This is a genomic window from Desemzia incerta (genome assembly GCF_900115825.1).
GTDB classification, from domain to species: domain Bacteria; phylum Bacillota; class Bacilli; order Lactobacillales; family Carnobacteriaceae; genus Desemzia; species Desemzia incerta.
The window spans coordinates 268362-295036 of the sequence record NZ_FOXW01000002.1; the positions used below are offsets into that span (position 1 = coordinate 268362).

Genomic DNA, 26675 nt, shown 5'->3' on the forward strand with positions numbered 1-26675 from the left:
AAACAGGAAATTATTCCTGTTTGACCTTTTACGATTCTCTTAACGAATTTCTGCATTCAGTTGAGTGACAATCGCTTCCTTCACTTCTTCAAAAGCTTTTGTAACTTCTTCCTCTTGCAATGTTGCTTCTGGGTTTAAATAAGCTAAAGTATATGCCATTGATTTTTTGCCAGGAGCAATATGCTCTCCTTGATAAAGGTCGAATAATCTGACATGTTTCAAGTATTTTCCACCTTTTTCAAGAATAACATCTACGATTTGCTGGTTTGTCACTGTATCGTCTACCAATAAAGCGACATCTCGTGTCATGCCAGGATACTTAGGAATTCCACGATACACCGTAGCTTCTTTTTCTGCTTGGACAATCGCATCTAAATTCAGTTCAAAAGCGTACGTTTCATTAATGTCCAACTCTTTTGCGGTTACAGGATGAATTTGTCCTATAAATCCAATTTCTTCCCCGTTCAACAAGATAGTTGCTGTACGTCCAGGGTGCATATCTGATCGATTGGTATCTTGTTGGTACTCAACTTCTCCAACCAATCCATAAGTGGTCATTAATTCTCCTAAAATACCTTTTAAAACGTAGAAATCAACTTCTTCTCCTTCACCTTGCCAGTCTTTCTCACCTAGTGAACCAGTTATGACACCCGCCAAATGTTCTTCTTCGATTGGCAAAGTTTGAGTTGGGTCTTTGTAGAATACTCGTCCAGTTTCGTAAAGAGCTGCATGTTGATTATTGTGTGACAAATTGTATTGTACATCATCCAATAAACCGCTGATCAGATTCATTCGCAAAGTACTTCGTTCTTCACTCATCGGCATTTCCAATTGAGTCATGTCACTTTCTCTCATCATAAAGCGGCTGGCTTTTTCAGGTGTAGTCAACACATAGCTGATTGCCTGAGCTAAGCCTGCATCTTCTAAGAAACGTCTTGTGTGACGTACCAAACGTTGTTTTGTTGTCAATCCGCCAGGAAGCGATTCTGTTGTAGGAAGCGTTGAAGGTAATCGGTCGTACCCGTAAATACGAGCAACTTCCTCAATTAAATCTGCCTCAATATGAATATCCCAACGTCTAGGAGGTACTACTACTGTTACCTCTTCATTTGAAATGGTCACGCCGAAACCTAATTGATGGAAAATCTTTTCGATTTCTTCTGCAGAAATAGCTGTTCCTAGTGATCGATTTATTTTTCCAAGGGTAGTCTTGACTACACTATCTTTTACTTCTGCTGTATCTACAGAAGCAACGCCGGAAACAACCGTCCCTTCTCCGAGCTCTGCCATCAATGCTGCAGCATGCTCACTAGCTTGTTGCAATGTTGCAAGATTGATCCCTTTTTCAAAACGAGAACTAGACTCACTGCGCAAGTTTAACTCTTTAGCTGTTTTACGAACCGAGATCGGTTCAAATAAAGCCGCTTCTAGAGCAACTGTTACCGTATCATCTGTGATGTGTGAATCCAATCCGCCCATGACTCCTGCTAACGCTACAGGCTTTTGACCGTCAGTGATAACAATATTGTTTGAAGTCAATGTACGCTCTTCTTCATCTAAAGTAACCAATTCTTCATTTTCTTTTGCACGACGAACTAAAATTTCTTTTGAATTTAATTGGTCATAGTCAAACGCATGTAATGGTTGACCGTATTCTAATAAAATATAGTTTGTGATATCTACAATATTATTTAAAGGACGAATGCCTGCATTCATTAATTTAGTTTGCAGCCACATTGGGCTTTCTTTTACTTTGATATCTTTGATTACACGTATCGTATAGATCGGCGCATCTGTGGTATCTTCAACGGATACAGACATGTAGTCTTCAACTTTATCCGTTGAGTCCTCTGTAAGGACCACTTCTTTAAAGCTTGGTTCAAGATCATATACAGCAGCTACTTCATGAGCTACTCCACGCATACTTAACGCATCTGCTCTATTTGCAGTAACCGATAAATCTAAAATCGCATCATCCATCGCTAAATAAGAGAATACTTCTTCGCCTGGAACTGCATCTTCTGGAAGAACATAGATTCCGTCAGCGTATTTTTTAGGAATCACTTTATCTGAGTACCCTAATTCTTCTAATGAACAGACCATTCCATTTGATACTTCTCCACGCATTTTGCTTTTTTTGATTTTTTTATTTCCTGTTATACGTGAACCCGGTAAAGCGACAATGATTTTTTGCCCAGCCGCAATATTAGGCGCTCCACAGACGATTTGAGAAGGTTCTTCTTCTCCAATATCTACTTGGCAAATATGCAAATGGTCTGAATCTGGGTGGTCTACTACAGATAAAGCATGACCTACCACGATTTTTTTCAATCCTTCTTGAGGAATCGTAACATCTTCTACTTCAATACCGGTACGGCTTAGTTTTTCTGCCAATTCTTCCGGAGTGATTGAATCTAAGTTTAAATATTCTGATAACCATTTATAGGATACGTTCATGTTTCTACTCCTTTACCTTGAATTGATTTAAGAATCGCAAATCATTTTGATAGAAATGGCGAATATCATCAATTCCATATTTTAACATCGCTACTCTCTCTGGTCCTAAACCAAAAGCAAATCCGCTATAGCGTGAAGAGTCGATACCCGACATTTCCAGTACATTTGGATGAACCATTCCGCCACCTAAGATTTCGATCCAGCCAGTATGCTTACACACGTTACAGCCTTGTCCGCCGCATTTGAAACAGCTCACATCGATCTCAACAGAAGGTTCTGTAAATGGGAAGTAGCTTGGACGCAAGCGGATTTCTCTGTCTGCACCAAACAATTTTTTCGCAAAAACATTCAACGTTCCTTTTAAATCAGCCATGCTCACTTCTTCAGCAATGACAAGTCCTTCAATTTGGTTGAATTGATGAGAATGAGTCGCGTCATCGCTGTCTCTTCGGTAAACTTTACCAGGACTCACCATTTTTAACGGCCCTTTTGAAAAATCATGCTTATCCATTGTACGAGCTTGTACAGGAGAAGTATGAGTTCTTAGTAAAACTTCGTCTGTAATGTAGAACGTATCTTGCATGTCTCGTGCCGGATGATCTTTCGGCAAGTTCATGCGTTCGAAGTTGTAATTGTCTTCTTCTACTTCAGGTCCTTCGATGACTTGGTAACCCATCGTCATAAATAAATCTTCAATCTCTTCCATAATTTGTGTCAACACATGGCTTTGACCTTTAGCGACCTTTTTGCCAGGCAATGTAACATCAATCGTTTCTTCTAGTAATGCTTGGCGTATCGCTTCAGCTTCCAAAGTCTCTTTTTGTTCATCCAATGCAGCTTGGATAGCATCGCGAACCACATTTGCTAAAGCTCCGATTACGGGACGCTCAGTAGGATCTAGATCTTTCATTCCTCTTAATACTTCAGTGATCGAACCTTTTTTCCCAAGGTATAACACACGAACATGGTCCAACGTTTTTAAATCATTCGCTGCTTGAATTTCATTCAACGCTTCTGTTTGCAACGATTCAAGTTTCGTTTTTATTTCCATTTTTCTGCTCCTATCTATTTCTCTTTTTTGAACACACAAAAAGCCCCATCCCTATAAAAGGGACGAGGCTCATATTCGCGGTACCACCCTAGTTTAAGTCTTTAAGACTTACACTCAACTGCATAACGGCGCATACCGGAACTTTTTTCATTACAAGTTTAGTAAATCCCAAAGTCAACTCAGGAAGTGAACTTCATTTGAGTATTCATACAAATGCTTTCAGCCAGGGACATTTGCTCTCTTAAAAAATTCCTCAAATTACTCTTTTCCTTCATCGTTTCTGATCTATATTCAATTCTTATTTAGTTTAACTGAACTCTGATACTTACGTCAAGCGTATTTAGAGGATTAATTGCAGTCTTCAGCTGAGACTCATTTGTCGGCCCATAATTGGACTTCGTTCATAACGCCTTTAAAAGCATTCCCTTTGTCAGTTAATGCATAAGCTACACGCATGGTTGCATCTGGATCAACTGTACGCATAACGATACCTTCTTTTTCCAATTCTTTCAAACGCTCCACTAATACTCGGTCACTCACTTCTGGAATAGCAGAAGCAATATCTTTGAAACGACGAGGACCATCTAATAATACATCGATGATAAGACCAATCCATTTTTTCCCCAATAATGCAAATGTGCGTTCAAATTTAGGGCAGATCATTTTTTGTCTTGATTCGCAGTCGATTTGTTGTTGATTTTTTTCATTAACGGTAATCATACTTCTCACCTCTTTTTCATATAGTATATCACATATAGTTATTAATAGTAAGTAAACACCTTAAAAATTCTGTGTACTTCATCTTAAATACCCCCATTTAACAGCAAGCAAATGGGAGTATCCTTTCTTACGAAGACGCATTTGCCAATTTTAATCGATTCCATACATTTTTAGCTTTATATTGGACATTTGTTTTGATTAATTTAGGAAGTGGCGTCAATACTTCTTTCGTAGCACAATATTTATCTACCATTGTCACTATATAACTCTCCTTAAATTTAGGCAATGTACGAATACATGCTGGAGAAGCCAACCACATATGTTTGACAATGATATCGCATTCCAATTCAGTTAATTCAGTCAATAATTTTGCGTTCTGCAAAGCAACATGAGGGTGATGAGAAGCATGAGAGTATCCTTCGTAAGCAGCAGCAAAAGATTCTCTGTCTTCATGGAAGAAATCATGCAACAAACCTGCACGTGCAATTGATCGGTCATTCAGATTTAATTTTTTAGCGATTTTATAACTCGTGTAAGAGACGCTAAGTGAATGTTCTAATCTCGTAGAGAAATGATGATGAGTAATAGACTGTAAATTTTGTACTTCTTCACATTGAAGCAAATCTTCAATCAAAGCCATATATTCAGAGTCTAATTTCCAACTAGCATATGTCATTCAAGAACTTCCTTTATCTGTTATTGTAGTACTATTTTAGTTGTTTCTTATCATACATGCTTTAAGAGATAAATTAAAGCGAATTCCTTTAGTTTCACTAATTTTTATCAAAGAATTCTCAATTTTGTCATATTCTGTCATCATTTGAATACATAAACATTCAACGCAAAGAAAACATTAAAATACCTGCTGCCACTGCCACATTCAATGATTCTGCCTGACCTTCAATAGGAATGTAGAGATTTTTAGTCGTTTGCTTCAATAATTCTGGATTCATTCCCTTGCCTTCATTCCCCATTACCAAACCATATACACCAGGTGCAGCAATCTCTCTATAGGAAACAGCATTTACGTTCAGCTCTGTTCCATAAATAGGAAAATCTGCAGCTTTGAACTTTTCAAACCATTCCGTTAATTCTCCTTGATAGACGGGGAAATGGAAATGGCCTCCTTGGGTAGATCGCAAAACTTTACTATTATATAAGTCTACTGTTCCTTTGCCTAAGACTACTCCACCATAACCTGCTGCATCTGCTGTTCGAATCATCGTTCCAACATTCCCTGGATCTTGGACATTATCTAAAAATAAATACGGCCTCGTAAAATCTTCCGGTATGAGCTGATCCTCTTTTTTGATTACTGCGAATATTCCTTGCGGAGATTCTGTATCGCTAAGATAAGCCGCAATTTCTTTAGAGATCAGTACCATATTTTCTTGAGGATAATCAGGATACAATTCCTCTTTTACTTCTTGAGAGATCATCATTTCTTGGACAGGGGCTCCATATTGCAGGGCTTCTGAGACTAGATGAAAACCTTCAATCAAGTAACTGGCTGAGGTATCTCTTTCCTTTTTTGTGTGCAACTTCTTCCATTTTTTAACGCGTTCGTTTTTTTTAGATACTATTTTTTCCATACTGCTTTCTCCTCTTTAATGCTTTTACTCACTTTTATTTTAAAGCTTACCTGTTTATTGCTGATCTTCAAGGTGCTTGCTTGGCTTCTACGTTAGTGTACTAAAAAAAGGAGAGGAACAACAGTCCCCCTCCTTCTTTATTTTATTTTTTAGGAAAAGAATTACATGCCTAAATATGGTGCTGGATTTGTTTGAACTCCATTTTTGTAAACTTCAAAATGCAAATGAACTCCTGTTGAAGAACCACTTGTTCCCATAGTTCCGATTTGTTGACCTTGAGAAACTTTTTGTCCTACACTTACACGTAAACTTCCTGGTACCATGTGTGCATATAGAGTTGCTAAGCCATTTCCGTGGTCGATTTTCACATACCATCCCCAGCCGCTGTTGTATTGAGCCTTAACTACTGTACCGCTTTGGGCTGCAACGATTGGGCCGCCACCGCCAAAGTCCATACCCGCATGCAAGATGTTTGCATGTTTGATTGGGTGGAAACGATATCCGAATTGAGAAGTTGTGTATCCGCCAGATGGGCGAATGAACCCTGAACTAGATTTAGCAGGACTTGAGCTTTTTGACGGCGAACTCTTAGGAGCACTAGAGCTATTAGAGTTGCTAGAGCTGCTAGAGCTGCTAGAGCTGCTAGAGCTGCTAGAGCTACTAGAGCTACTTGTATTGTTAGAAGAGCTTGAAGCTTTTGATGAACTAGTTGATTTAGTTGCAACTTTTTCTGCTTCAGCTTTTTTAGCCGCTTCTGCAGCTGCTTTTTCTTCTTCCATTGCTTTACGTGCCAATGCTTCAAGTTCTTTACGTTCTTTTTCTTCTTGAGCTTTTCGTTCAGCAATAATGCGATCTTGCTCAGCTTTCATTTCAGCACTTAATGTACTTGTTTTAGCAGCAATCACTTCTTGCTCTTTGATAAACGCATTTTTTTGTTCTTCTGTCATTTCATAATGAGTAGCAACTTCAATGATTTTTTTGTCTAATTCATCTTTTTGAGCTACAAGAGTATCGCGATTCATTTCGATTTCGCCTTTTAATGTTTCGATAGCTACGCGTTCTGCTTCTGCTTCTGCTTCTTTAGATTCTAAAGTTTTTTGGTCTTCGATTTGAGCTAGAACGATTTCTTGGTTAGCATCTACAAGTTCATTCACTACACCAATACGTCCTAATAAATCTGAAAGACTTTCAGCAGAAATGACAATATCGAGTAAATTAGCTGAGTTTCCGTCTGTTTGAACTGCTCGAGCTTGGTTGTCGATTTTTTCTTGTCGTTGAGCAATAAGCACTTTTAATTCTTCAATTTCTTTTTGCAATTGAACAACTTTTTCTTCAGCCGCTTTTAATTTTTTTTCTTGTTCAGCAAGCTCACGAACGACTTTATCGATTTCTTTTTGCAAGCCGACAACGTCTGCTTCTAATGAAGCTCTTTCTTCTTCCAAAGTTTTCAACGTTTCTTCTTGAACATTAATATTGTTTTGAATGTTTTGATTTTCGTTTTCTAATCTTTGTTTTTCTTGACGCATTTCTTCTAATGAATCTGCAGATACTGAAGTTGACATCACTACAGGGCTAACAAATAACGATGCTGCAAGTAAACCGGTAATAAATTTCTTTTTCAATTTGTTTCCTCCATCAATCTTTTCGTTTTTAGTAAATCTCATAGTTTAAAGTTTAGTAAATCATTAGGTGTTTTTTTCGCTAATGAAAATATAGCACATAAAAAAGGTTGAAAGATTTTAGTTGTGTAACAAAACTCGCGAATTATTACGAAACGATTACCGAAAGCGTTTCCATAATTTTTCGCTTTAAATAACGCTGATTTGGCGCGGAAAGTTCAAAATTTGTTCATTTTCGTTCTTGTCATTAAAACCGCTTTCAAATACATTTGTTTCCCTGATTTAACAGCCTTAAAGAAGTTATTTATTAAGAAAAGCTTATGATATTAAGGGTTATTTTATAAAATGTTTAACTAAAAGTTAGTCAAAAAGTGTTCAAAAGTTACAACGTTTATTTTAATCAGATTCTCATTAAAGTGTGGTTCATCATAAAGTTACGCAAAAAAAATGACTACTCATCAAATAAGTAGTCATTTTTTGTTCTGTAAATAATAAAAAATCAACTGTATAAATAGAAAACTTAGTTTACAGAAAAACTTTTATTCAAATCGAACGACTGGTTTTCTTGCCGCAGTCACTTCATCCAATCTCTTAACACTTGTGTAATGAGGCGCTTGTGTCACTATTTCAGGATTCTGTTCGACTTCTTGTGCAATTCGAATCATCACATTTGCAAACTCATCTAAAGTTTCTTTCGACTCAGTTTCGGTAGGTTCGATCATTAAACACTCTTCAACGATCAATGGGAAATAGATTGTCGGAGCATAGTATCCAAAGTCCAATAACCGTTTAGCAATATCCGTTGTGCGGACCCCTAGTTTTTTCTGTCTGTTACCAGATAAGACAAATTCGTGTTTACAAATTTGAGGATAAGGAGAATCATAGTAAGGCTCTAGTCTATGACGTAAGTAATTGGCATGTAGAACAGCACTTTCGGATACTTTTCTCAGTCCACTTCCCCCCATTGTACGTATATAAGTATACGCGCGCACATTTACTCCGAAGTTTCCAAAATAACCTTTTATTCTTCCGATAGAAAGCGGATAGTCAGAATTCAACACAAATTCTTCGCCGCTTTTCTCTATTTTAGGTACTGGCAAATACGGCGTTAGGAAAGCTTTAACCCCTATTGGACCAGACCCTGGACCTCCGCCGCCATGAGGTGTACTGAATGATTTGTGTAAATTTAAATGAACAATATCAAACCCCATAGCTCCAGGAGTAGTGATTCCCATAATCGCATTCAAGTTAGCTCCGTCATAATACAATAACCCGCCGACTTCGTGCACGATCTCCGCCATTTCTAGAATATCTTTCTCAAAAATACCTAACGTGTTTGGGTTCGTCAGCATCAACCCTGCTGTATCCGGTCCTACTTGTTCTTTCAAAGCCTCTAAATCAACTGTTCCATCTTCATTTGAAGGAATCTCTATTACATCAAATCCTGCAATGACTGCACTTGCTGGATTTGTTCCATGAGCAGAATCAGGAACTAAAATTTTTCGACGGACGTCTAATTCATTGTTGGTTTCGTGATAAGCTTTGATGATCATTAATCCAGCCCATTCACCGTGCGCACCAGCAGCTGGCTGCAAGGAAACTTCGTCCATACCGGAAACCACTTTCAAATCTTCTTGCAGTTCGTACATCAATTGGAAAGACCCTTGCAGTGTTTGCGTCGGCTGCAGTGGATGGATGTGTGCGAATCCATCATAGCGGGCAACATCCTCATTGATTTTTGGATTGTATTTCATCGTACAAGACCCTAGTGGATAAAATCCATTGTCTACACCAAAATTTTTGTTGGATAAGGCGGTATAATGTCTCATCAACTGAGGTTCAGATACTTCAGGTAAATTAGCAGGTTCTTCACGCACAAATTTTTCTGTAAACTTCTCTTTTAATGAAACAGTCGGCACATCACTTTGCGGCAGACTGCAAGCTCTTCTGTTTGAACGACTGATTTCAAATAGTAATTCTTTATACTCATTCATAAGCGATTTCCTCCAATACAGAAACCAAAGTATCCATTTCTTCTTTTGTTCGTTGATCTGTCGCACACAAAAGCATCGTATTTTTCATCCCATACTCTGGTTCTAGATCGTACCCGCCAATGATTCCTTTCTCTAAAAGAACAGCAGACACTTCTTTTACTGAATGTTTCAACTCTACTGCGAATTCATTGAAGAAGGGAGCCTGATTGACAATTTTAAAGCCTTTACTTCTCAACTGATTAGCTAAGTAATCTGCTTTTTCTACATTCAATTGAGCCATTTCTTGTATTCCATTTTTTCCCAATGCAGCCATACAAACTGCTGAAGCCAGAGCGTTCAAAGCTTGATTTGAGCTCATATTCGATGTAGCTTTTTCTCTTCTGATATGTTGTTCTCTAGTCTGCAAGGTCATAACAAAGCCGCGCTTGCCTTCTTTATCAGTCGTTTGACCGACGATACGTCCGGGTATTTTACGCAAGTGTTTTTTGTTCACAGTGAAGTAACCGCAATGAGGTCCTCCAGCTGACATAGTTAATCCTAGAGGCTGCATATCTCCTACAACAATATCTGCTCCGAATTTTCCTGGTGATTCTAGTACTCCAAGCGCCAGCGGATTAGCCATCACAATAAATAATGCTTTTTGATTTACTGCCATTTCTTTTACCTTTTGCAAATCTTCTATTGAACCTAAAAAATTCGGGTATTGCACAATAACTGCAGCAGTCTGTTCGTCTACAGCAGATTCCAATTGAGAAAGGTCTGTTGTGTCAACAGCTAAAGGAATCTCTTCTAATTGAAATTCTCTTCCTTTTGACACCGATCGCAAAACTTCTCTGCCTTGAGGGTGGACTCCTTTAGAGACTACAACTTTTGGTCGTTTAGTTGTTACGACCGCTAAATTGGCTGCTTCTCCAAGTGACGTAAATCCATCATATAAAGATGAATTGGCTGCTTCCATTCCGGTCAGTTCCGTGATCATAGTTTGGAACTCGAATATCGCTTGCAATTCTCCTTGGCTGGCTTCAGGTTGATAAGGTGTATAAGCGGTATAAAACTCAGAACGAGAAATCACATGATCCACCACACTGGGAATGTAATGATCATAGGTCCCCGCTCCAAGGAAAACAGCGACCTCATGAGAATGGACATTTAATGCTGCTAACTTTCTTAAGTGTTTTGTTAAGGCTGATTCAGAAACAGCATCAGGTAAAACCAATTCTTCTTTAAGCCGGATTTCTTCTGGAATATCTTTGAACAACTCATCGATAGAATGAATTTCCAAAGCTTCCATCATTTCTGCTTGATCTTGTTCAGTATCTGGGAGATAACGAAATTCATTTATCACATTATTGACCTTCTTCCTCTTTTAGTTCTTTCACGTAAGCATCATAAGCAGACTGATTCATCAATTGAGAAATTTCATCTGTATCCGTATAGTGGATTTCAGCTAACCATCCAGCTTCATATGGTGCTTCATTAACTAATTCGGGGCTGTCTTCTAATTCTTCATTAACACTTGTAACCGTACCAGAAAGCGGCGCATAAATTTCAGAAGCAGATTTTACAGACTCTACTGTAGCGATTTCTTCCTCCATCGCAGTTTCTGAACTTAACTCAGGTACCTCTACAAAAACAATGTCTCCTAGTTGTTCCGTTGCGTATTGAGTAATCCCCATACGAGCTGTATTGTCTTCTAAAAGTAAAACCCACTCGTGATTCTTTGTAAAATAAATATTTTTAGTTGTTGTCATTTGATAACTTCCTTTCTAAGTTGTTTTTATTTTATCAACGTTTGTAAAAAGGTGTGGCTATAATGTTGGCTGCAACTTTTTTCTTTCGTACGCCTACATAAATCGTTGTTCCTAATTGACTGTAGGGATAATCGACCATTGCCAGCCCTATGCTTTTATTCAATGTAGGAGATTTGGTCCCTGAAGTGACGTACCCGATTTCTTTTCCATCCTCTGAATAGATGGGATAGTCCTCCCGAGCTATTCCTTTGTCCACTAATTCAAAACCACGTATACATCTTTCAATGCCTTCGCTACGCTGTCTTTTCAGTTCCTGTTGTCCAATAAATGCATCGGATTTTTTAATTTTCACTGCAAATCCAATTCCGCCTTCTATTGGAGAGATATCTTCAGACAACTCGTGCCCATATAAGGAGAGCCCTGCTTCTAAACGCAGTGTATCACGCGACCCTAATCCGCATGGTTTCAAGCCTTCCTCTGTTCCAACAGATAATATTTTTTCCCATAATTCTTCCACTTTATCCACATCTAGATACAATTCGAATCCGTCTTCTCCTGTGTAACCTGTTCGGGAAATCAGCACATTTTCGATATCCGCTACAGTTGCATGCGCTTTAAAATGATAAGGCTTGATATCGTCTAAATCTTCAGAAGTCAATTTGTTTAAAATAACAGCTGCTTTCGGACCTTGTAATGCCAGCAGTCCCATTTCAGCAGAATCATTCTTGATCGTAACTTCCTCTTCTCCTAAATGTTGATTCATCCAATCGAACACTTTATCCGTATTGGCAGCATTTGGAGTGACTAAGTAGCTCTCTTGAGACAACTTGAATACGATTAAATCATCCAAGGTACCGCCGTTTTCTTTACATATAGCATTGTACTGAGCTTGATTTTCTTTTATAGCAGCTATATTATTCGTCATCAAACGATTTAAGTAGCTTGTTGCTTCTGAGCCTTCAACCCAAATTTCCCCCATATGTGAGACATCAAATAATCCTGCATCGTTTCGAACAGCCGCATGCTCTTCTATAATTCCGGTAAACTGAATTGGAAGCGCCCATCCTCCAAAATCCACTAATTTCACTTGATTTTCTCTGTAGTATTCATACAATGGCGTTTTCTTTAGATCAGCTATTACAGACATCATGCTCCCCCTAGTCTTATTCACATTTTTCTTTCCTTATCCTCATTATAAAATAATCATTTGCTAAAGTCCTTCTTTATTGAAAAATAAATCAGAAAGAAGATGAAATTTATCTTTAGGAGAAATGTTCGTTCACCGCTTAGTTGAAGTGGACTCTCTACACCAGTCTTTCATCTATAAAAAAGCCAGCTAAGAGAATTTCCCTTAGCTGGCTTTACATCATCAAATAGCTGTAACCATTCCGCCATCCACTAAAAGAGACTGGCCTGTAACATAAGTATTAGCTCCGGAAACTAAGAATACAGCTGCTTTAGCAAATTCTTCCGGTTCCCCATAGCGACCTGCCGGAATCGACTTTTCTGATTCTTCTGTGACTTCCTCTAACGAGCGATTTTGAGCTTCTGCTTTTGCTTGGTCTAACTCTTGGATTCTATCTGTGGCAATTCTTCCTGGTCCGATTGTATTCACTAATATCTTATCCGGTGCTAATTCAATAGCTAGCGACTTGCTTAAGCCATTGATGCCGTTACGAAATGTATTAGACAAAATCAGATTCGGCAAGACCGCTTTTACCGAAGAAGAAGCAATATTCAAGATTTTCCCGCCCTCTTGTTTCAGATCAGGTAGTACTTCTCGGATCAAACGGATGTAACTAAATAAGTTCAATTGAAAAGCTTTTTCCCAATCTTCATCATTAAAATCCAGAAAGTTTCCAGAAGGAGGCCCGCCGGCATTATTGACTAAAACATCAATTTTGCCTAATTTTTCTCTGGTCTCCTTGACCAATGATTTGATATCTTCAGGTTTTGTGATATCCGCTGGAAAATAGGCGATTTTCCCTTTAGCTTCCTCTTGGATCTCTTCTGCTGCTTTTTTTAAACTTTCTGCTGAACGGCTTGTCAGCATGACGTTGGCACCTTCTTTTGCCAATTCTTTCGCTACCGCTTTTCCTAATCCTTTACTAGAAGCTACTACTAATACAACTTTATTGGTTAACCCTAAATCCATTGTTCTCCTCCTCAAATTTTATTTTCAACAAGCATTTGCGTAAATTATAACATTAATTGGCTAAAAGAAATAAATTTGCACCTGCATCTCCTACCTGGAATTTGTTAACATTTTTTTAAGATAGTGGCGTACACCTTTACCTATCCTTCATTTTGTTGCATTTTCTAACTGCAAAAAAAATAAAATTAATAGGAGTCTTTCAAATGAACTTAAATCTGACTGCAGAAGAAACTCGTGAGATAGAAACTATTGTGAAAAAACTAACAATAACTAAAGAAGAGTACTTTTTAACTCTTCACAAGAAAAACGTTCTTACAAAAGAAGCGCTGCAAGACAGCTCTAATTTAAGACTGTTTATTGAAGATTACCATCGGATGTTAGATAATTTATACGTCTATAATTTTGTATTGAAAGATATGATCGAACAGAACAAAGACACTAAAGTCATAGATGCTATTCTGTATTTTTTAGATACGACCATTAAAGACCCTTTAGTATTAGCGCAATTATATACTATTTATAAAAAGCAACATGATGAAAAAAAGGCCGTTTCTTTCTAAGCTCATCACCAAAAGAACCGCTCATCCAAATTTGGATGAGCGGTTCTTTTGCCGAAAATTTTTTTTCAATGCGATTATTTTACTAATTCATAAATTGCTTCAGCGTAAATGGCCATAGCGTCCATCAAGTTTTGGATAGACATAAACTCATTCACTTGGTGCATCGTATCGATACTGTCCGGGAACATTGCTCCATAAGCTACGCCGCGTTTCATTAGACGTCCATAAGTTCCGCCGCCGATAGATTGCTCGTGCGCTTCTAAACCAGTATGTTTAGAGTAGACATCCAATAACGTTTTTACCAATGGATCGTCTGCCGGCACATAGTGAGGCTCTTTTACTCCGCCGCGGCTGATCGTTACGCCAAACTCAGATAATTTGTTTTCTAATTGGATCTCCATAGATTCCACATTCATTCCACGTGGATAACGGAAGTTTAATGCAATGACTCCTCCAGTTTCTGGTGTAAAAGTGAATACTCCAGCGTTCATAGTCAAGTCTCCCATGATCTCATCAGTGAAATTCAAGCCTAAGCTTTCCGCTCTTGAGTCTTCATGGATATATTCTGAGATCAATTGAAGGTACTGTTGTGCGTCTCCGCCAAAGCTGAAATTACTTAAAAAGGTTGCTAAGTAAGTCCCCCCATTCACTCCACCACGAGGCTCCATCCCGTGAGCTGATTTCCCAACAACTTCAATCGTTACTTTTTCGCCTTCTACATTGACTGTTCCAGTAATCGGCGCAGCTTCTACATAGTCGTAAAAAGCTTTTTCGATGACTTCTGCTTCTTCACTATTAAAGACAGCTACTGCATCACGAGGAACCATATTTTCACGCAAACCTGCATCAAAACTGATCAACTCATTTTTCCCGCCTGTAGTTGTTCCTTTTGTATTCACGTATAAAGATACGTTTCCTTTTTCTCCGTTGATGATTGGGAAATTCGCATCTGGTGAGAAACCAAAATCTGGTGTTTCTTCCACAGCCAGATAATGATCCATACATTGCCAACCGCTTTCTTCATCCGTTCCAATAATGAAACGAATTCTTTTCGAAATCGGCAAGTTCATTTCTTTGATCATTTTAATAGCATAGTAAGCTGCCATTCCAGGACCTTTATCGTCACTTGAACCACGAGCATAAATACGGCCATCTTTGATCACTGGATCAAAAGGATCTGTTTCCCAGCCATTGCCAGGAGGCACTACATCTACATGGACCAGCACTCCCATAGTTTCGTCGCCTTCTCCATACTCTATATGTCCAGCTATATTCCCCGTATTTTTAGTGACGAAACCATCCTTTTCTCCTAATGCTAGAAAAGCTTCCAACGCTTTTTTGGGTCCTGGACCAACAGGTGCATCTTCCGTAGCTTTGCTGTCATCACGCACACTGTCGATTTTTAGTAAATCCACTAAGTCATTTAAGAAGTCATCTTTGCGAGCTGCTGCTTCTTTTTTCCAATCAATTGCCATATCACATTCTCCTCTCATCAATAACAATTCTATTCTATCACTTTTGGCGTGACTTACCAATCTAGAGATAAAATTTTCGTGTGAAATACATAGAAGTCTATCAACACTTACTTGCTTGTTTTCTATCCTGCAAACGATTCTGTAGGAAAAGAAGTTTTTTTATTTAGTGTATCCTTTTAGATTAATCAGATGAAAACTTTTATAATGAAAAAGACTAATAGAAGGGGGATAAAAAAATGCAACCTATCACAGAAGAATTAGTAAAAGACACTATTGCAAAAAGAAGTGACGATAGTTATAAAGGAACTTATGGCAAAGTTCTCGTCATCGGTGGAGATGCAGACATGGGAGGCGCTGCAATTTTAACAGCCAGTGCAGCTGTTTACAGCGGCGCAGGTCTAGTCACAGTAGCTACTCATAAAACTAATCATGCTGCTCTACATTCTAGGCTCCCAGAAGCAATGGCGATAGATAGCGCTGATGTAGAAAAAGTCACCGAACAAGTGAAAAAAATGGATGTCATTGCTATTGGGCCAGGTTTAGGCTTATCAGAAGAAGCATTCATCCTTTTAACTGCTGTATTTTCTACTGTAACAGAGCAGCAGCAGACTATTATTGACGGCAGTGCAATCAGCTTGATGGCAGAATATGATTTACCTTATCCCAAAACTCAAGCTGTTTATACTCCTCATTTAGGAGAATGGGAAAAACTTTCCGGTCTAGCTGTGTCGCAGCAAGAACCTAATGCCAATACAAAAATACAGCAGAAAATTGGCGGCACGATCGTATTAAAATCAAATCGTACAGAAGTTTATGTAGAAGATGCAGTATGGAAAAACACTGTGGGAAATCCGGCGATGGCCACTGGAGGAATGGGAGATACTTTAGCAGGTATGATAGCCGGATTTACAGCTCAATTTGAAGATAAAGAAAGAGCTGTTCTATCAGCCGTCTTTCTGCACAGTAAAATCGGTGACGAACTAGCCGCAAAACAGTATGTTGTTTTGCCGACACAAATTATCGAGCACATCCCTTCTACTATGAAAGCTTACTCTCTTTCATAGTAAAAAAGAATCCTATAACTAACTCTTAGAAAGAGGGTTATAGGATTCTTTTTAATTCCCGTTCTGCCAAATCTAACACAACGAGTTGATTTCTGCCTCGTTCTTTTGCTTGGTACAAAGCACGATCAGCTAATCGATACAGATTTTTCATATCTTTGACTTTATAAGAAGTGGCCATTCCTACAGAAACTGTTAAATGAATAGTTTGATGATTTTCAAGTTTAAAAGGATTATTTTCTACCGTTTGACGTATTTTCTCAGCTATGGCCATTTGCTGGGAAAAACTTTTATTTTTCAATACAATGCAAAACTCTTCTCCTCCAACTCGGTAGATCTGTTCGTGTTCAATATCTTCCACATGTAATAGTGATGCGACTTGACGTAAGATTATATCTCCATTCAAATGACCATATTGATCGTTGATACATTTGAAATGATCAATATCCAACATTAATAAAGCTGTATGGGTAATAGTTGAATCATTTTCAATTTCCGTCCAATAGTAACTGAATTCTCTTTTGTTGTATAATCCAGTTAAATAATCACTTTTAGCTCGTTCTATCTCGTCTAAATAGAGGCGGACATTTATTCGCATATCTTCTATAAACATTATATTCAACAACAAACAACAACTAGAAAACAAAAAATTAAAAAATGATGTAGCAATAACATAATTCCAGTCGTGATAAACAAAATATAAGACCACACCATGTCCAAGCACATAACAGAAATTTAATGTTAAACCAACGGTGTAACTATTAAAACGTTTAGAAATCCATTTGTTGAGTAAAGGCATTAAAACACTTAATATAATATAAAGAATGAACGTATAAACAGCTGCATCCGAAATCCCCCAACTAAGTCTTAAAAATGCTGTTATAAGAGCAGCAGGTATAAAAGTAGCAGGTCCAATATAATACAACAACAAAATCATTGCATTATAGCGCATATCTATCTTTACTTGTTGTGGCAGATCAACTGAAAAAGACATTAAGATAAAAGATGTTATGCTCGCAATGAAAATAAGTAATATTTTTTGCCACCCCGTTAAAGCATAGGTTCTCTTTTTAGGAATTATTTTGATAAATATATATGAAACTAACGTTAATATCGCAACATTTGCAACTGCACTCAATAAAATTCTTGATAGCATAACTTTCTCTTTTGGCCCTTTCTCTTAATCCTTTACAACTACAATTGACTTTTAGCTACTTTGCAAATTTTTTTCACTAGCGGGCTTCCCAAAATAATAGCCTTGCTGTAACAGCATGCCATTGTCGGCTAATTTCATACTCATCTCTTGATCCTCAATACCTTCTATAACAATATCTAAATGATTTTCTCTGGCAAACTGATGCCAAGCTTTTAGAAAGTAAGCAATCATCTCCAACGAAGCATTGTATTTCAAGCATTTAACGATCGAAAATTTTATTTGGCTCAAATAAGGTACATATTCTAAAGCACGTTCAAAAGAGTTTTGGCCTGTACCGACATCATCTAACGCGATTTCATAACCTTGATTCTTGATAAACGCTAAGGCAGAAATAACGCTTTCTTCAATAGTTTTTCCGCTAATTTCTTCGGTTATATCTAAAAGAATGGGATCTTCTGTTATCTCCACGATCAATTGGTCGCAAAACTTTCTCATTTCACTAAAAAATTGTTTCGTTTCAGGATATAGCAGCTGTCTTGGCGAAAAATTAACCGACAAAGAATTTGAAGGATACTCCTGAAGCACTCTCGTTAATTCTTTTTTTAACCACACTAAAAAATGAGAATGTTTTTCTCTGTTGTGGTAAATTTTTTCCATTTTTGCTGCAGGATAGTAAGGTAGATGATCTTTATTGCGCAATAAAATTTCGTAACCAACGATTTCATTTGCAAAGACATCGATTTTAGGCTGATAATAAAGTTGCAAACATACTGATGACATATTTCATCTCCTTTCTTACTCCTTTAGTCGGTACTTATTCAATAAAAATAATCTTATTTGATGTTTTATTTTCTTTGTCCTTTCTTACGTGAATACAAAAACTAAAACTACAATCGACTAAAGTCCTGATTAATCTATAAAAAAGAGATCAATTTAATCCATTTTCTTCTTAGAAATAGTGCCGTTAAAAAAAATTATAGCATAAAAGCAGCTGAAACCTTTTTTGATGCACTTTGTTCTCGCAGACGATTTTATTCCATTTATTTTTCGGTTACTATTTTTTGTCCTTCTATTTTTTAACACATGCAACCTTTAAAAGCTACTGCTTTTCATGCTTAAAATACATTTTTCCTTATTTAATTGACAGCTTTGTTCACAAAAAAATTGGCTATTGAAAGAATTTTTATCATTTCATCCAACTCTTTTCTTTTTTCAAGACAAAATTTTTGAAGTATAAAATAAATGGTGCTATTCTTGCGTTGTTGGAGAAAAGTTTTATTTTGTTCACATTTCACTTAGTTGCTCAATTGCGTTAGTTCTCCTATGGACATTGGCAACTTTTTTAATACCATATAAGGAGTGATTCACTATCAAACATGTAAAAGCTCTAGTTATAAAAGCCCTGATGATTTGGGCAATTGTATGGATAGTATTAACTGGTCTATATGATGTTTCCTTTTTAGACTCCACAATCGTTGGTGTAATCATAGTAGCATTAATCTACGTACTAGGTGATTTAGTGATTTTAAGAAAAATCGGCAACGTAGCGGCTACAATCGCTGACTCTGGAGCAGCCGCTCTTGTCTTATGTATTTACCTGACAACTATGGATTACACAAATGACCTTTGGATGAAAGTTCTGATTCCTGCTCTATTGATTGGTGTAGGAGAATGGTTCTTCCATAAATGGTTGTTGAGAAATAATGTAGTTCCTGATGAAAGAAAAATGAAATAAACAGTTTAGGCAGCATACAACAACAAGAATGGTGAAAAAAATAAACTTTTTTGACTTTAAAACACCCCAATACTAAAGAATAAAGAAAGGAAGATAGCTTTTATGTTTACACACACTAAAAAGCTGCAATACCATGCAAAACCGAGTAAACCAGATCCATTGATGGCAAAAAAACTGCAAGAGATTCTGGGCGGACAATACGGTGAAATGTCTGTAATGAATCAATACTTGTTCCAAGGCTGGAACACACGCGGAAATGAAAAATTCAAAGATATGTTGTTAGACACGGGTACTGAAGAAATTGGACATATTGAAATGATCGCTACTATGATTGCTCAATTACTAGACGATGCTCCAGTAGATGCTCAAGAGAATGCGTATAAGAGTGACCCGGCGGTAGCAGCTATTATGGGCGGAATGAATCCGCAACATGCTATTGTTAATGGTCTAGGTGCAGCACCTAAAGACTCTGTAGGTGTCCCTTGGAACGGTAACTATATTATTTCCAGCGGTAACCTATTAGCAGATTTGCGTGCAAATATCAACGCTGAATCACAAGGTCGTCTGCAGGTGTCACGTCTGTACCATATGACAGATGATCCAGGTGTTCGTGACATGCTTGGCTTCTTGCTGGCTAGAGATACGATGCATCAATTGCAATGGATCGAAGCAGCAAAAGAAATCGAAGACAGAGAAGGTATTGTCGTTCCTTACGATGTTCCTGCTGATTGGGAAGTTAAAGAAGTCAATAACATTCTATATAACTTCTCTGAAGGAGAAGAAAGTAAGTCAATGGTTGAAGGTAAAAAAGCAGCTGATGGTCGTGAATTCCGTTATGAAAGCACACCTGTTGCTTTTGCAGATAAACCAATCTTAAAGCCTGCACCACCAAGCTTGCACAACTCAACACCAATGGATAAAATGTAATTTAAACACACAAAAAGCCTGAGCATTATATGCTCAGGCTTTTATTCGTTTCATTTTCATCTATTCTTTAATTGTTCAATTTCCTCGAGTGTTAACGGTCTATATTCACCCAAAGGCAGCTCTTCGTCTAAGATTAACGGACCCATTGATAGACGTTTTAAATACACGACTTCTTTTCCCACAGCTTCAAACATACGCTTGACTTGATGGAATTTCCCTTCTTGGATCGTAACTTTGATCCAAGATGTCCCTTCATTCTCATTGGTTTCTATGATGTCTAAAACAGCTGGTTTACATACATAACCATCATCTAAAGAAATTCCTTTTTCAAAAGCAATAACATCCTCTTTTGTTACGACGCCTTTGATTTCTGCCTCATATACTTTGTTAACATGTTTTTTGGGTGACAGCAATTCATGTGCTAAAGCTCCATCATTCGTTAATAGCAACAAACCCTCTGTGTCGATATCTAATCTGCCGACTGGAAAGGGTTCTTGAAGCTGGTCATGGGGCTGCAACAGATCAATCACTGTTTCGTGCAAATTATCCGTAGTCGCACTGATCACACCTTGTGGTTTGTGCAGCATAAAATAGACAAACTCTTGGTAACTGACTTCTTCACCGAAGACTTCTACACGATCTTTTTCTAAGTCAATTTGAAACTTGCCTTCTTTTTGTACTTCCCCGTTGACTGTCACACCTTTTTTCTTCAATAAGTTTTTTACTTCTTTCCTTGTTCCAAATCCACTATGGGATAATAATTTATCTAATCTCATCATAGTTTTCCTTTCTATTCGTTCTCTTGATTCTCCATACCTATTATACAGGTATAGGAAAAATAAAAAAGAGAACTAGGATTTTACTCCCAACTCTCTTCAATCGAAATAAAAATGTGTTTGGTGGTGCAAAAAAATTAGATCTTCAGTTTATTTCTTAATGATGCAGCTTTAGACCCGACTACTTTGTCAGCCAATTTAGACTTCAAAATCAAGTAGCCATAGATTACTACCCCAACGAAAGCTACTACCAGTACAATTAGTAGTGCCAAGAATCTATCGCTTACAGGAATAAATAGATACATAAATTCTTTGATCCCTACAGCCGCAACAGCCATGATTAAAGAAAAGATTGTGATCAATAGCGTTCTTCGAGCCAATAAGCCTAAATCGAAAGGTTCTGTTTCATACATTGCACGAATGATAAACAAAGAAGAAACCCCAAATCCCACAATAGTAGACATGATCATTCCATGTGTTTGGAAATAATCTATCAAAGGATACTGTAAAATCAATTTAATGATCATCCCAAAAAACAACCCGTTCATTGCTGCTCTTGGTCGGTTCGCAGACATGATCATAATACTGACGACTGTATATAAACCTAAGAAAATCGTCATGATTGAAGACCATTGAGTGATACTAGTACCGAAATCATCATGCTGGTAAAACACTGTATATAAAGGTTCAGCGACCGCAGCCATCCCTATTGATGCCGGAATAATGATCAGCAACAGTAATTGGATACTGTTATTGAACTGTCTGCTTAATCCTTTATGATCTTTTTTAGCCATCAAACTGCTGATCAACGGTACTGATGTAATAGCCATTGAGCTTCCAAAGGAAAGGACGATCATGATCAATTTATGGGCATTCGCAGCAGCTACTCCGTATGTCCGTTGAATTTGAAGTGGAGTATAGTCACTGACGCTCTTCATGATTGGATCATATGTAAATTGATCAATCAACTGGGCAATGGTAATTCCAGCTCCAATAATAATAAACGGAATGGCGGTCTTCACAATCGATAATAATATTTGATTGGTAGATACTGTCACGTTATTCGGACTTTGTGCTGCAGCTTCTTTTGTACTAAGTTGTTTTTTCCATACGACATAAACTAAATACGCCATACTCGCTAAAGCTCCCACAAAAGCACCAAATGTAGACATTGAAACAGCATCTACTACAGAACCGTCAAACACTTGACGAATCAAGAACACAGAAGCCAGCATGAATATAACTCGTACGATTTGTTCAAGAACTTGTGAAATAGCTGAAGGAGCCATCGTTTGATACCCTTGAATGTATCCTCTAGTCACACTCATTGTGGGGATCAACAATAATGCTACTGATAAAGTACGAATCACTTGCGTTCCATCAGCTGCTGAAGCCGTTGGACTGTTGGCCGCTATAAAAGGCGCTAACAGAAACATCACTACAGCAGAAACAAGTCCGGTTATGGACATGACTTGCAGCCCTCTTTTGTAGATGTCTCGGCTGATTCCGTACTCTCCAATAGAATTATAATGAGAAACTTGCTTTGCGATTGCTGAAGGTACCCCAGCTGTCGCGATACTCAGAAATAATGCATAAGGAGTATAACCTACATTATATAAGGCATTGGCTGCGTCGGCAGTTGTCTTGTCGCCCATCCAAGCCATCCAAGGAACAATATACAATGCCCCTAACAACCGAGAAATTATACTAGCGGCAGACATCCAAGCAGAACCAGACAACATTTTACTTTGTGTATCACTTTCAACATGTCTTGTTTTTTTATTTATCATTTCATTTGACATTCATAAGCCTACTCTCAAAATATTTGCTAGCTTACATTCTACTTATAAACTCTATAAGATGCAACGTCTAAAAAGCCAGCTCATTTAAATTTAATTCTTTTTTAACGACTTTGAAGCAATAAAGACAATTTTATAGAACTTTTCTCTACACTCGCAAAAAGCAGGGTTGCCTCCGCTTTTTTTAGCTAGTTAGCCTTTTGCCAATAATAATGCCATTTCCTTATCTGTCAGTTCAAAATCGAACACGGCAAAATTTTCTTCCAATCGATTAGAACTCGCCGTTTTAGGAATGGGTATCACTCCTCTTTGGATGTTCCATCGTAACGCAATTTGTGCAGGAGTTTTCTGATATTTCTCTGCTAATTGTTGGATATCTTGATCGCTGAGAATGCCTCCTTGGTGAATAGGACTGTATGCCATAGACCGAATGTTTTCCTTCTCGCAAAATACACGCAGCTGCTCTTGGCTTTGTCCTGGGTAGCAAGAATATTGATTCAGGATAGGTTTGATATCTGCCATTTTTAATAAATCGATCAACTGCTCTGGACTAAAATTAGAGACTCCAATAGCTCTTACCTTCCCACTGTAATAGATTTCTTCAAGGGCCTTCCATGTGGCGATGTTTTTCTCTCTAGCAACGTCCGGCCAATGAATTAAGACTACATCGATCATATCTAATTTAAGAGCTTCATAACTTTTAGCAAATGCCCTGAGTGTTTTTGAAAACCCCATATCCGTTTTCCAAATTTTTGTAACGATAGTAATCTCTTCGCGAGGGACACCTTCGCTGATTGCTCTTCTAATGGCTCGTCCTACTTCTTCTTCGTTTCCATACATAGCCGCAGTATCAATCAACCGATATCCTTTCTTTAAAGCCTCATAAACAATTGTTTCGGCACTGTTTCCTTTCAATGGATATGTCCCTAATCCGATCAAGGGGATCTTTTGACCATTATTCAACAGAGTCGTCATCTTCACATGTTGCTTCATTGTCTCTCCTCCTTAGTTGGCTGGAGCTTTCTAGCTAAAGTGTATCAATCTGTTTTTTCTTTACTTCCGTTTTCTTTTCTTTGTTTTCTTCTTTTTATCGTCAAATAAACCGATAGCAACGGCCACTGCGATAGCTATCGCAAACCAGGATCCGGCTTCCACTTTTCTCCCCCCTAAGCAACTCATTTGAGTTCTTAAAACAAAAAAATGTGCTATTACTCTTTATAAGAATAATAGCACATTTGTTGTTAAAAAAAGAATATTAATCTTTTAGTCAGAAGCTGTTTGTTTGATTGAATCTTAGTTTAGTTAGCTACAATATTGACTAATTTCCCAGGTACTACAATCACTTTGCGAATCGTTTTACCTTCTAGATATTGTTGGATCTTTTCATCATCCATCGCTAATTTTTCCAACTCATCTTTTGAGATTGTCTTGGAAACTTGAACTTTTGATCTTAATTTGCCGTTAACTTGGAAGACAACTTCGATTTCGTCTTTTTCCAAATATTTTTCATCGTATACAGGCCATGCCTCGTATGAAATCCCTTCTGTTGAACCAGTCACTCTCTGCCATAACTCTTCTCCTACGTGAGGTGCAATTGGAGCCAGCATTTGGATCAATCCTTTGATGTATCCAACAGGGAGAGCTTCAGCTTTATACGCTTCATTGACAAATACCATCAACTGAGAAATAGCAGTGTTAAAGCGCAAAGCTTCAAAATCTTCTGTGACTTTTTTCACGGTTTGATGATACACAACGTCTAGTTTTCCATCGTTGAAGTTAGTAATGCGGTCACGCAATTTATCTTCTTCATCAATGATCAAACGCCATACACGGTCTAAGAACTTGCGGCTTCCCTCAAGTCCATTTTCACTCCATGCAATAGAAGCATCTAATGGTCCCATGAACATTTCATAAACACGCAATGTATCTGCGCCGTATTCTTCTACTACATCATCCGGATTAACAACATTTCCTTTTGATTTAGACATTTTCTCGTTGTTTTCTCCCAGGATCATTCCTTGGTTGAACAGTTTTTGGTACGGTTCTTTAGTTGGCACTACACCGATATCGTATAAGAATTTGTGCCAGAAGCGTGCGTACAGCAAATGCAATACAGCATGCTCTGCTCCACCAATATAAATATCCACTGGAAGCCATTGTTTTAGTTTTTCAGGATCAGCTAATTGCTCTGTGTTATGCGGATCGATATAACGCAAGTGGTACCATGAACTACCCGCCCATTGCGGCATTGTATTAGTATCGCGTTTTCCTTTTTTACCGGTTTCTGGATCGACAACATTCACCCACTCTGTAATATTGGCAAGTGGAGACTCACCTGTTCCGCTCGGCTTGATTTCTGTCGTAACAGGCAGAATCAATGGCAATTCATTTTCCGGAATAGTAGTAGTTGTACCGTCTTCCCAATGAATAACAGGAATTGGCTCTCCCCAGTAACGTTGTCGAGCAAATAACCAGTCACGCAAGCGATACGTCGTTTCTTTTTTACCGATTCCTTTTTCTTCCAACCAAGCATTCATTTTCTCGATAGCTTCTTCTTTTCCAAGACCATCTAAGAATTCCGAATTGATGTGGATGCCGTCTTCTGTAAAAGCTTCTTTTGAAATGTCGCCGCCTTCTAAGACCGGAAGGATGTCTAAATCAAATTTCGTTGCAAATTCCCAGTCGCGTTGATCATGTGCAGGAACAGCCATGATAGCGCCAGTTCCATAGGAAGCTAATACATAGTCTGCGATCCAGATTGGAATCTCTTTTCCGTTTACCGGATTGATGGCATAAGCTCCTGTAAATACTCCTGATTTGTCTTTGTTTAAATCTGTACGGTCCAAATCACTTTTCAGACTGCTGTCTTTGATGTAGGCTTCAACAGCTTCTTTTTGCTCTGGTGTAGTGATTTTTTCAACCAAATCTGACTCTGGAGCCAAAACAGCATACGTTGCTCCAAAAAGTGTATCCGGTCTAGTAGTAAAAACAGTAAACTCTTCAGTAGAATCTTTTACGCTAAAAGTGACATTTGCCCCAACAGATTTTCCGATCCAATTGCGTTGCATGTCCTTGATGTTTTCTGGCCAGTCTACTAATTCCAGATCTTCTAGTAAACGATCTGCATAAGCAGTGATTTTCAACATCCATTGTTTCATGGGTTTACGGTAGACCGGATGTCCACCACGTTCACTTTTACCGTCAATAACTTCTTCATTTGCCAAAACGGTTCCTAATGCAGGGCACCAGTTTACAGCTACTTCAGCTTCATAAGCCAAGTCTTTTTCGTATAATTTTGTAAAAATCCATTGAGTCCATTTGTAATATTCTGGATCGGTTGTATTGATTTCTCGATCCCAGTCTAAACTGAATCCAAGAGATTGGATTTGACGTTTGAAGGTTTGGATATTTTTAGCTGTAAATTCTGCCGGGTCGTTTCCTGTATCTAAAGCATACTGTTCAGCTGGCAACCCAAATGCGTCCCATCCCATTGGATGCAATACATTGTATCCTTGCGCGCGTTTCATTCGAGAAAGAATGTCGGTTGCAGTATACCCTTCCGGATGTCCTACATGCAGTCCTGAACCTGACGGGTAAGGAAACATGTCCATTGCGTAAAAATTATTTTTATCTGATTCTTCTGTTGCACGGAATGTTTTGTTTTCATCCCAGTACTGTTGCCATCTTTTTTCAATAGTCTTATGATTGAAACTCATGATTGTTTGCTCCTTCTTAAAAAAAAATTATAAAAAAAAACGCCCTAAAACACAAAGTCGTTTCCTTCTCTGTGCTTTAGGACGAACTCAAATTCTCAGTCGTGGTACCACCTAATTTTGCTGCTTAAAAC

General features: G+C 38.0%; 22 protein-coding genes and 2 other annotated features (1 of these 24 only partly in view). Of the genes, 4 read left to right on the plus strand and 18 right to left on the minus strand.

Annotation, left to right across the window (positions count from 1 at the left end; all coding sequences use genetic code 11):
• Positions 1–39: 39 nt before the first annotated feature.
• The 11 genes from pheT to BM137_RS03960 form a co-directional block, all read right to left on the minus strand.
• Entirely contained in the window at positions 40–2457 is a 2418-nt protein-coding gene (pheT, locus tag BM137_RS03910; RefSeq protein WP_092479848.1) for a phenylalanine--tRNA ligase subunit beta, read from the minus strand.
• A 4-nt stretch (positions 2458–2461) separates the two neighbouring features.
• On the minus strand, positions 2462–3508 hold the full coding sequence (gene pheS / locus BM137_RS03915) for a phenylalanine--tRNA ligase subunit alpha (RefSeq protein WP_092479849.1): 1047 nt from the start codon (positions 3506–3508) through the stop codon (positions 2462–2464).
• Between the two features lie 55 nt (positions 3509–3563).
• Positions 3564–3792 (minus strand) — a binding site (T-box leader).
• Positions 3793–3880: 88 nt separating this feature from the next.
• The gene (locus BM137_RS03920) at positions 3881–4228 is read right to left on the minus strand and encodes a winged helix-turn-helix transcriptional regulator (protein ID WP_092479850.1); all 348 of its coding nucleotides are present in this window, start codon (positions 4226–4228) and stop codon (positions 3881–3883) included.
• 127 nt (positions 4229–4355) lie between these two features.
• Positions 4356–4904 (minus strand): HD domain-containing protein, encoded by a 549-nt coding sequence (locus BM137_RS03925; RefSeq protein WP_092479851.1) that lies wholly within the window; start codon positions 4902–4904, stop codon positions 4356–4358.
• Between the two features lie 160 nt (positions 4905–5064).
• Positions 5065–5820: a TrmH family RNA methyltransferase gene (locus BM137_RS03930; protein WP_092479852.1), complete on the minus strand. Its 756-nt coding sequence runs from the start codon at positions 5818–5820 to the stop codon at positions 5065–5067.
• A gap of 161 nt (positions 5821–5981) precedes the next feature.
• A complete protein-coding gene (locus tag BM137_RS03935) occupies positions 5982–7442 on the minus strand; it encodes a M23 family metallopeptidase (RefSeq protein WP_092479853.1) in 1461 nt (486 codons plus the stop codon).
• A 536-nt stretch (positions 7443–7978) separates the two neighbouring features.
• Positions 7979–9433, minus strand: a complete 1455-nt coding sequence (gene gcvPB, locus BM137_RS03940; RefSeq protein WP_092479854.1) for an aminomethyl-transferring glycine dehydrogenase subunit GcvPB — start codon at positions 9431–9433, stop codon at positions 7979–7981.
• On the minus strand, positions 9426–10778 hold the full coding sequence (gene gcvPA / locus BM137_RS03945; protein ID WP_341849603.1) for an aminomethyl-transferring glycine dehydrogenase subunit GcvPA: 1353 nt from the start codon (positions 10776–10778) through the stop codon (positions 9426–9428). Before gcvPA ends, gcvPB begins: the two co-directional genes overlap by 8 nt.
• Before the next feature lies 1 nt (position 10779).
• Entirely contained in the window at positions 10780–11184 is a 405-nt protein-coding gene (gene gcvH, locus BM137_RS03950) for a glycine cleavage system protein GcvH (RefSeq protein ID WP_092479855.1), read from the minus strand.
• A 34-nt stretch (positions 11185–11218) separates the two neighbouring features.
• Positions 11219–12331, minus strand: a complete 1113-nt coding sequence (gene gcvT / locus BM137_RS03955) for a glycine cleavage system aminomethyltransferase GcvT (protein ID WP_092479856.1) — start codon at positions 12329–12331, stop codon at positions 11219–11221.
• Positions 12332–12553: 222 nt separating this feature from the next.
• On the minus strand, positions 12554–13339 hold the full coding sequence (locus BM137_RS03960; RefSeq protein ID WP_092479857.1) for an SDR family oxidoreductase: 786 nt from the start codon (positions 13337–13339) through the stop codon (positions 12554–12556).
• A gap of 203 nt (positions 13340–13542) precedes the next feature.
• Here BM137_RS03960 and BM137_RS03965 point away from each other — a divergent pair, with 203 nt between their 5' ends.
• Entirely contained in the window at positions 13543–13899 is a 357-nt protein-coding gene (locus tag BM137_RS03965; RefSeq protein WP_092479858.1) for a hypothetical protein, read from the plus strand.
• Between the two features lie 74 nt (positions 13900–13973).
• Here BM137_RS03965 and pepV read toward each other — a convergent pair whose 3' ends face one another.
• Complete coding sequence (pepV, locus tag BM137_RS03970; protein ID WP_092479859.1) at positions 13974–15374, minus strand: dipeptidase PepV; 1401 nt, start codon at positions 15372–15374, stop codon at positions 13974–13976.
• A gap of 236 nt (positions 15375–15610) precedes the next feature.
• Between pepV and BM137_RS03975 the strand changes: the two genes are divergently transcribed.
• Complete coding sequence (locus tag BM137_RS03975) at positions 15611–16438, plus strand: NAD(P)H-hydrate dehydratase (RefSeq protein ID WP_092479860.1); 828 nt, start codon at positions 15611–15613, stop codon at positions 16436–16438.
• 37 nt (positions 16439–16475) lie between these two features.
• Here the strand turns inward: BM137_RS03975 and BM137_RS03980 are convergent, their stop codons facing one another.
• Together BM137_RS03980 and BM137_RS03985 are read right to left on the minus strand one after the other, a co-directional pair.
• Complete coding sequence (locus tag BM137_RS03980) at positions 16476–17591, minus strand: GGDEF domain-containing protein (protein ID WP_092479861.1); 1116 nt, start codon at positions 17589–17591, stop codon at positions 16476–16478.
• Between the two features lie 51 nt (positions 17592–17642).
• Positions 17643–18371, minus strand: coding sequence for an EAL domain-containing protein (locus tag BM137_RS03985; protein ID WP_092479862.1), 729 nt, complete (start codon positions 18369–18371; stop codon positions 17643–17645).
• 589 nt (positions 18372–18960) lie between these two features.
• Here BM137_RS03985 and BM137_RS03990 point away from each other — a divergent pair.
• A complete protein-coding gene (locus tag BM137_RS03990) occupies positions 18961–19326 on the plus strand; it encodes a DUF2512 family protein (RefSeq protein WP_092479863.1) in 366 nt (121 codons plus the stop codon).
• 102 nt (positions 19327–19428) lie between these two features.
• Positions 19429–20253 carry a manganese catalase gene (locus tag BM137_RS03995; RefSeq protein ID WP_092479864.1) on the plus strand — a complete coding sequence of 275 codons (825 nt, stop codon included), beginning with the start codon at positions 19429–19431 and terminating at the stop codon, positions 20251–20253.
• Between the two features lie 56 nt (positions 20254–20309).
• Here the strand turns inward: BM137_RS03995 and BM137_RS04000 are convergent, their stop codons facing one another.
• From BM137_RS04000 to leuS, 4 genes are all read right to left on the minus strand, one after another.
• On the minus strand, positions 20310–21029 hold the full coding sequence (locus tag BM137_RS04000; protein WP_092479865.1) for a pseudouridine synthase: 720 nt from the start codon (positions 21027–21029) through the stop codon (positions 20310–20312).
• 137 nt (positions 21030–21166) lie between these two features.
• Positions 21167–22831 (minus strand): putative polysaccharide biosynthesis protein, encoded by a 1665-nt coding sequence (locus BM137_RS04005; protein ID WP_092479866.1) that lies wholly within the window; start codon positions 22829–22831, stop codon positions 21167–21169.
• Between the two features lie 189 nt (positions 22832–23020).
• Positions 23021–23821: an aldo/keto reductase gene (locus BM137_RS04010; RefSeq protein WP_092479867.1), complete on the minus strand. Its 801-nt coding sequence runs from the start codon at positions 23819–23821 to the stop codon at positions 23021–23023.
• 305 nt (positions 23822–24126) lie between these two features.
• A complete protein-coding gene (leuS, locus tag BM137_RS04015) occupies positions 24127–26544 on the minus strand; it encodes a leucine--tRNA ligase (RefSeq protein ID WP_092479868.1) in 2418 nt (805 codons plus the stop codon).
• Positions 26545–26618: 74 nt separating this feature from the next.
• Positions 26619–26675 (minus strand) — a binding site (T-box leader); it runs 172 nt beyond the window's last position.

Coding starts and splice junctions, on each gene's coding strand:
- BM137_RS03985 (WP_092479862.1), bottom strand. CDS start 18,371: ATGTCATCAGTATGTTTGCAACTTTATTATCAGCCTAAAATCGATGTC.
- BM137_RS03960 (WP_092479857.1), bottom strand. CDS start 13,339: ATGGATTTAGGGTTAACCAATAAAGTTGTATTAGTAGTAGCTTCTAGT.
- gcvT (WP_092479856.1), bottom strand. CDS start 12,331: ATGTCTGTAATAGCTGATCTAAAGAAAACGCCATTGTATGAATACTAC.
- BM137_RS03930 (WP_092479852.1), bottom strand. CDS start 5,820: ATGGAAAAAATAGTATCTAAAAAAAACGAACGCGTTAAAAAATGGAAG.
- BM137_RS03975 (WP_092479860.1), top strand. CDS start 15,611: ATGCAACCTATCACAGAAGAATTAGTAAAAGACACTATTGCAAAAAGA.
- BM137_RS03965 (WP_092479858.1), top strand. CDS start 13,543: ATGAACTTAAATCTGACTGCAGAAGAAACTCGTGAGATAGAAACTATT.
- BM137_RS03920 (WP_092479850.1), bottom strand. CDS start 4,228: ATGATTACCGTTAATGAAAAAAATCAACAACAAATCGACTGCGAATCA.
- BM137_RS04005 (WP_092479866.1), bottom strand. CDS start 22,831: ATGTCAAATGAAATGATAAATAAAAAAACAAGACATGTTGAAAGTGAT.
- leuS (WP_092479868.1), bottom strand. CDS start 26,544: ATGAGTTTCAATCATAAGACTATTGAAAAAAGATGGCAACAGTACTGG.
- pheS (WP_092479849.1), bottom strand. CDS start 3,508: ATGGAAATAAAAACGAAACTTGAATCGTTGCAAACAGAAGCGTTGAAT.
- BM137_RS03980 (WP_092479861.1), bottom strand. CDS start 17,591: ATGCTATCAAGAATTTTATTGAGTGCAGTTGCAAATGTTGCGATATTA.
- BM137_RS04010 (WP_092479867.1), bottom strand. CDS start 23,821: ATGAAGCAACATGTGAAGATGACGACTCTGTTGAATAATGGTCAAAAG.
- gcvH (WP_092479855.1), bottom strand. CDS start 11,184: ATGACAACAACTAAAAATATTTATTTTACAAAGAATCACGAGTGGGTT.
- BM137_RS03995 (WP_092479864.1), top strand. CDS start 19,429: ATGTTTACACACACTAAAAAGCTGCAATACCATGCAAAACCGAGTAAA.
- pepV (WP_092479859.1), bottom strand. CDS start 15,374: ATGGCAATTGATTGGAAAAAAGAAGCAGCAGCTCGCAAAGATGACTTC.
- gcvPB (WP_092479854.1), bottom strand. CDS start 9,433: ATGAATGAGTATAAAGAATTACTATTTGAAATCAGTCGTTCAAACAGA.
- BM137_RS03925 (WP_092479851.1), bottom strand. CDS start 4,904: ATGACATATGCTAGTTGGAAATTAGACTCTGAATATATGGCTTTGATT.
- pheT (WP_092479848.1), bottom strand. CDS start 2,457: ATGAACGTATCCTATAAATGGTTATCAGAATATTTAAACTTAGATTCA.
- BM137_RS04000 (WP_092479865.1), bottom strand. CDS start 21,029: ATGAGATTAGATAAATTATTATCCCATAGTGGATTTGGAACAAGGAAA.